Source organism: Intrasporangium sp. (genome assembly GCF_039812505.1).
Classification (GTDB): domain Bacteria; phylum Actinomycetota; class Actinomycetes; order Actinomycetales; family Dermatophilaceae; genus Intrasporangium_A.
Window position 1 is genome coordinate 1 of the sequence record NZ_JBDIAQ010000263.1, and the last position, 2,593, is coordinate 2,593.

At 74.1% G+C, this 2,593-nt stretch carries 3 protein-coding genes; 2 read left to right on the forward strand and 1 reads right to left on the reverse strand.

All coding sequences use genetic code 11. The features are described from left to right. Window positions 1-29 precede the first annotated feature (29 nt). Together WMI84_RS17980 and WMI84_RS17985 are read left to right on the forward strand one after the other, a co-directional pair. Window positions 30-425: a carboxymuconolactone decarboxylase family protein gene (locus tag WMI84_RS17980; RefSeq protein WP_347355144.1), complete on the forward strand. Its 396-nt coding sequence runs from the start codon at window positions 30-32 to the stop codon at window positions 423-425. A gap of 368 nt (window positions 426-793) precedes the next feature. Next, window positions 794-1,993 carry a thiolase family protein gene (locus WMI84_RS17985; RefSeq protein WP_347355146.1) on the forward strand — a complete coding sequence of 400 codons (1,200 nt, stop codon included), beginning with the start codon at window positions 794-796 and terminating at the stop codon, window positions 1,991-1,993. A gap of 32 nt (window positions 1,994-2,025) precedes the next feature. Here the strand turns inward: WMI84_RS17985 and WMI84_RS17990 are convergent. Next, on the reverse strand, window positions 2,026-2,593 hold a 568-nt coding region (locus WMI84_RS17990), incomplete at its 5' end, for a DUF3152 domain-containing protein (RefSeq protein WP_347355145.1).

A 2,593-nucleotide genomic window follows, 5' to 3' on the forward strand; every position in this document is an offset into this window, starting at 1 on the left:
GCTCCAGCAGCCAACCGAAAAGGACGGGCATGACTACGACCGACACGATCACCCACGCCTCGGCGCACGGGCGGGAGGTGCTGCGTGACCTGTCTCCGCTTCACCGGTCGCTCCGGGGCGCGATCCCCGAGGTGTACAAGGGGTTCGGGGCGCTGTCGCACGCGGCGTTCGCCGACGGTGCGCTCGATCGCAGGATGAAGGAGCTCATCGCCCTGGCGATCGGTGTGGTCGAGGGCTGTGACGGGTGCATCGCCTCCCATGCCCAGGCCGCGGCCCGGGCCGGGGCGACCCGCCAGGAGGCGGCCGAGGCCATCGGCGTGACGTTCCTGATGCAGGGCGGCCCGGCCACGATCCACGGAGCCCGTGCGTACGACGCCTTCTGCGAGTTCGCCGACGGCATCGAGGCCGGTGCGAAGCAGGCCTGAGCCGGCCCCGCCGGGTGAGCCCATGGCCCCTGCCGGACCTGGCAGGGGCCATGGGCGCGGCTGTGCCATGGCCTGCGCTCTGCCGCGGGCGGCTGTGTCGCAGCCTCGGGACGCAGGCCGGTGTCAGCTTCGGGCAGCCTTCCGACTCACCACCACCGACGGTCGGACCACGGTCCGGGAGTGCACGCCCCGACCGGGCCACATGCGCTCAGGCTGAAGGAAGCGAGCAGCACTAACGTGGTGCACGCGGCGGTTCGAGCGCAGCCCGTCCGTCGCCCGGCCCGGCGTACCGGGCCTCGGCCCCGCTTTCGCGACCGCCCGGGAGCAGCGCACCAGACTCGAGCAGGAGGAAGACCGGCATGACCGAGCTGACCCACTCCTTCGTCTACGACACGGTGCGCACGCCCTTCGGCAGGTTCGCCGGAGCGCTCGCGGGGGTGCGCACCGACGACCTGGCCACCGTCGTCGTGAAGGGCATCGTGCAGCGGGCACCGGGACTTGCCGCCGACCCCGGCCTGATCGACACGGTCGTCTTCGGTGACGCGAACCAGGCCGGCGAGGACAACCGCAACGTCGGCCGGATGGCCGCCCTGCTCGCGGGGCTGCCGACGAGCATCCCCGCCACTACGGTCAACCGACTCTGCGGCTCGAGCCTCGACGCGGCGATGGTCGCCTCCCGCGAAATCGAGGTCGGCGACGCCGAGGTCGTCCTCGTCGGCGGGGTCGAGTCGATGAGCCGGGCCCCGTGGGTGCTGCCCAAGACCGAGAAGCCGTATCCCGCGGGCAACCTGGCCCTCGCCTCGACCACGCTCGGATGGCGTCTCGTCAACCCGGCCATGCCCCCGGCGTGGACCGTCTCGCTCGGCGAGGCGACCGAGCAGCTCCGGGAGAAGCACGCCATCAGCCGGGAGCGGCAGGACGCCTTCGCCGAGCGGTCCCACCGCCTCGCCGAGGCGGCTTGGCGCTCCGGCTTCTACGACGACCTCACCGTGCCGGTACCCGGGGTGGAGCTCACCCGCGACGAGTCGATCCGGCCGGACACGACCCTCGAGCGGCTGGCCGCGCTGCGGACCGCCTTCCGCACCGAGGGGGGCACGGTCACCGCCGGCAACTCCTCACCGCTCAACGACGGCGCGTCGGCTGTGCTGCTCGGCAGCGCGGCGGCCGCGGACCGGATCGGCCTGCCGCCGCTCGCCCGGGTCGCGGGCCGGGGGGCGCACGCGGTCGAGCCGCAGTACTTCGGCTTCGCGCCGGTCGAGGCGGCGAACCGTGCGCTGGCCCGGGCCGGGATCGGCTGGGACGACGTCGGCCAGGTCGAGCTCAACGAAGCGTTCGCGGCCCAGTCGCTGGCCTGCGTCGACGCGTGGGGGATCGACCCCGAGATCGTCAACCCGCACGGTGGGGCCATCGCCATCGGCCACCCGCTCGGCGCCTCGGGCGGTCGGATCCTGGGCACGTTGGCGCGCGGCCTGCAGCGCAGCGGCCGGCGCTGGGGGGTGGCGGCCATCTGCATCGGGGTGGGGCAGGGGCTGGCCGTCGTGCTCGAGAACGTCCGGGCCGGGGCCTGACGGGCCTGGCTCCGACGCGCGCCGGGGCCCCTTCAGGCGGGCTTGGGGGTCGGCCACGGCCAGCCGGTACAGCCGTCGAGGCCGTAGCTCTGCTGCATCATCACCGGGGCGGGCCGGCCCTTGCCGGGGCAGGCGGCGTGGCCGTGGCCCAGGCCATGACCCACCTCGTGGTTGACCTGGTAGACCCGGTACGTCGCGACGTCCTTGCCGTAGGCTTCCGGCACGCCCAGGATCCACCGCTTGGCGTTCAGGACGGCGCGCCCGTTCGCGTGGCAGCTGACCTGTCCCCGGGTCTCGAGCGGGGCACAGAGCCGGTCGGTCGTGTCGGGGCTGGCCAGCGTGACGCGGATGTCGACGCGGGCGCCGCGCTCCGCGTCGGCCGGCGCGACGTCCACGAACCGGACGCGGTCCTCGGTCTGCCAGCCGCGGGGGTCGCTCAGCACCCGTGCCACGGTCGCCGCGTAACCCACCGGGTCGATCCCGAGCCCGCCCTCGGTCTCGACGGTGTAGCGCACGGTCCGGCCGGTCTTCGGCGTCTGCTGGATTGCGTCGGGGGGGACCGCGAGGACCGTGAACCGGCCGGTCCCGCGCTGCACGACC